Annotated in this window: 3 protein-coding genes and 1 pseudogene; 3 read left to right on the forward strand and 1 reads right to left on the reverse strand. The window is 56.7% G+C overall.

The window, feature by feature from the left end; translation table 11 throughout:
- A partial coding sequence (locus AAAC48_RS17945) for a phage terminase large subunit (RefSeq protein WP_340655490.1) occupies window positions 1-300 on the forward strand: 300 nt, incomplete at its 5' end.
- Here AAAC48_RS17945 and AAAC48_RS17950 read toward each other — a convergent pair.
- A pseudogene (locus tag AAAC48_RS17950) lies at window positions 267-434 on the reverse strand (IS630 family transposase); the annotation flags it as partial. The gene AAAC48_RS17945 and the pseudogene AAAC48_RS17950 sit on opposite strands and share 34 nt — an antisense overlap.
- A gap of 157 nt (window positions 435-591) precedes the next feature.
- Here AAAC48_RS17950 and AAAC48_RS17955 point away from each other — a divergent pair.
- Both AAAC48_RS17955 and AAAC48_RS17960 read left to right on the forward strand, forming a co-directional pair.
- A complete protein-coding gene (locus AAAC48_RS17955; protein WP_340655491.1) occupies window positions 592-2,811 on the forward strand; it encodes an adenylate/guanylate cyclase domain-containing protein in 2,220 nt (739 codons plus the stop codon).
- 69 nt (window positions 2,812-2,880) lie between these two features.
- Window positions 2,881-3,243, forward strand: coding sequence for a hypothetical protein (locus AAAC48_RS17960; protein WP_340655492.1), 363 nt, complete (start codon window positions 2,881-2,883; stop codon window positions 3,241-3,243).
- Window positions 3,244-3,378: the final 135 nt, after the last annotated feature.

Raw genomic sequence — 3,378 nt, forward strand, 5'->3', positions numbered from 1 at the left:
ATCTTCAATCCGCGGCTGGTTAGGGATTTCGTCTATCGCCGGTTCATATCGAACACGCTGCCGGACACGATCAAAAAGCAGATCAACTACGTCGACAATCCCTTTCTATCCGCAACCATCCTCAAGGTCATCGAGGCCAAGCGGCAAGAGGATGAGGAAGAGTCCCGGCACACCTATCTGGGCGAGCCGCTTACGGACGATGACGCGGTTATCATCAAGCGGTCATGCATCCTTGCGGCGGTCGATGCGCAAAGAGCAGATTCGATTTACTCCGGGTTATCTCCGGCGGCCTCGGAATAGTGTCGGCACTCGTCTGGGCTGAGGGCGGCGCGGAGGCAGTCGGCGATGACAGATCACAGTTCGTCGATGGTCCGGTCGGCTACTTTTCTGAGCAAGGCCTTGAGCTTCGAGAAGGCCATCTCGATAGGATTGAAGCCCGAGCATCGGCTTGATGCTGACATCGTTGATGCGTTCAACTGTGTTATTCACCTGGCTGGAGTGAATGACGACTTTCCACTCCACAGCAGACTGGGATGCGACCGTTAACTATCCTATAATTGCACAGACGCTGTTCTGCACCGGAAGCATCTCATGCAGCGGAAGCTCGCGGCAATTCTGGCCGCTGATGTCGTTGGCTACAGTCGCCTCATGGAGATCAATGAGGCGGATACCGTAATGCGGTTAGGAAGCACCCGCGAGAACATGATCGACCCGAAAATTGCCGCCCACAATGGCCGGGTGGTCAAGCTCATGGGCGATGGCGCACTGATCGAGTTTCCCAGTGTGGTGGACGCGGTAAGATGCGCCGTCGAAATCCAGCAAACGATGGCCGAGTGCAATGAGGACCTACCCGCTGACAAACGGCTCGAGTTTCGCATCGGTGTCAACCTTGGTGACATCATCGTCGAAGGACAGGATATCTATGGCGACGGCGTGAATGTCGCGGCAAGACTCGAAGGATTAGCCGAACCGGGAGGCATCCTGATTTCAGGGACGGCGTACGATCAAGTCGAGAGAAAGCTGGACTACGGGTTCGATTTTGTCGGTGAGCAGCAAGTCAAGAACATCGAAAAGCCCGTTCGCCTCTATCGAATTCGCCTTGGCGATCATCCCCGAACCACGGCCGCCTGGACACGGCGCAAGCCCTATCGTCCATGGTTCTGGCTCTCGATCGCCGCAGCAGCTCTGGTGCTGACACTCGGAAGCGTGGTTTTCTGGAGCAGCTCCCGCGCGCCGCCTGTTGAGTTGGCCTCAAGGGCACGGATGGAATTCCCTTTGCCCGACAGGCCGTCCATTGCAGTCATGCCATTCACCAACATGTCCGGCGATGCGGGGCCGCAGCATTTTATCGACGGAATGACAGACAGCTTGATCACCGATCTGTCCAAGATTTCCGGTCTGTTCGTCGTCGCCCGAAACTCGACATTCGCATATCAGGGCAAGCCAGTGACGACCAGCCAGGTCGCTGAGGAGCTGGGTGTGCGATACGTTCTGGAGGGCAGCGTTCAACGTGCGGGAGATCGGCTCCGCGTCAATGCCCAGCTGGTTGACGCGCTCACGGGAGGCCATGTGTGGGCCGACCGCTTTGACGGCAATGTTGCCGACGTTTTCGGCGTTCAGGACGCATTCGTCACCAAGATTGTCGAGGCGCTGAAAGTCAATCTCACGGGAAACGAGAGAACGGAGATCGCCCGCGGCAAGACAGGCAGCCTCCCAGCGAAAGAGGCATTCGACGAGGGTTGGAGTCTTTATCTTCGTTTCAATGCAAAGGACAATGCAGCGGCCGTCGCGCCGCTAAAGAGAGCAATTGAACTCGATCCCGAGTATGGACGCGCCTATGCCGCGCTCGCTTTGGTCTACTTCGGAGTCCAAGACTACGCTTGGGACCAGGAGGTCCGCTTCAAAGTCTCTGAATGGGGTTGGAACCAGGAATTCGGCGTACGTCAGCAAATAGCTGGGTATTACGGTTGGACCTACCTGCAAAAAGCCAGGAGATATCCTACGGCTCTCGCATATACGGCCGACGCGATGGTCTATCTGTATTTTGGTCGGGCAGAAGATGCACGCCGCGAAGCCGGCCGGGCGATTGAACTCGACCCTAACGATCCTGAAGCGCAAATCGCCATGGCTTGGGCCTTGACAACTTCAGGAAAGCCGAGTCAGGCCCTGTATTTCGTCCAGAGAGCCCTTCGCCTCAATCCGAACTTCCCAAGCCATTATGTTCTTGCCCACGGGGTTGCGCTATTTGCAGCGAACGATCTGGAGCAGGCGGCGGAGGTCTTCGACAAAGGGGTCAAGCAGAACCCGAACGCAACCGCACTCCTGCCGCCGTTCGCATCCGTTCTTGCAAACCTCGGTCGCCGGGATGAGGCAAGGCGGAAGCTCCTCACTTGGCGGCCAGTAACAGATCAGGCCGCTCTCGAAAACCTGGCGCGCGATTATCAGTTCCCCATTCGATGGACACCTGAATACAAAACGGTGCGGGAGCGCTTGCTTGATGGTGTCCGTGCTGCCGCCCTGCCGTTGGACGTGACCGTTTCGAGCCTCACAGCTGAACTGAAGCGAGGCGATCCCATTAGCCGGCAGATTGCCGCAAAGCGTTTGGGTTGGTTTGGACCGTCGGCATCGGAAGCCGTACCAGCCCTAGTTATGCTGCTCGGAGACGGCGGTGTCCGCGAGGAAGCCGTGCAATCCTTGAGAAAGATCGGGCCTGAGGCCAAGGCTGCGATTCCCGCGTTAGTGGCAATAGAGAATGAGAGTTTCATCGGCAACTACGCCAAGGATGCGTTGAAGGAAATAAGGGGCTACTGATGGCACCTAAGAATAGTGCGCGCCCGAAGATTTCCGCAGTTGGCGCAGGCACGTGCGCAGGAAGCAAACGTGACGGCGTTTAACTATCCCCGCGCGCAAGCCACCGCACTTCGTCTTCTCGACAAGTTGGGGGCGGCTGGAGAGATTGTACGCGAAATACCGGGCGGTCGTCCGGTCTATGATCCGGGTGAACCTGTACAGACGCCATACGCCTGCACCATGGCGGTCCTTCGGTTTGACAACAAGGATATCGACGGCACACCAATCAAAGCAACAGACAAGAAAGTCTATATTGCGGCCAAAAGGTTGGCGATCGTTCCTGTCACCACGGATAAGCTGTTGATTGGCGGCGTCTCACACACAATCGTTCGGGTTGTGCCGCTCAATCCGTCGGGCCTCAATGTCTACTTCGAAGTGCAGGCGAGGAGCTGAATTCCTCTATTTCGCGGGAAAGACAAGTTCATTTGGTCTTCTTTGGCTTCACCGAATCCGGTTCAATTATTGCCGAGAATAAAATGAACTTCCCATCTGGGTCATAACGCCGGATGCAGCGCTGCATTTCAGGAG

Source organism: Phyllobacterium sp. (assembly GCF_037994405.1).
Lineage (GTDB): Bacteria > Pseudomonadota > Alphaproteobacteria > Rhizobiales > Rhizobiaceae > Phyllobacterium.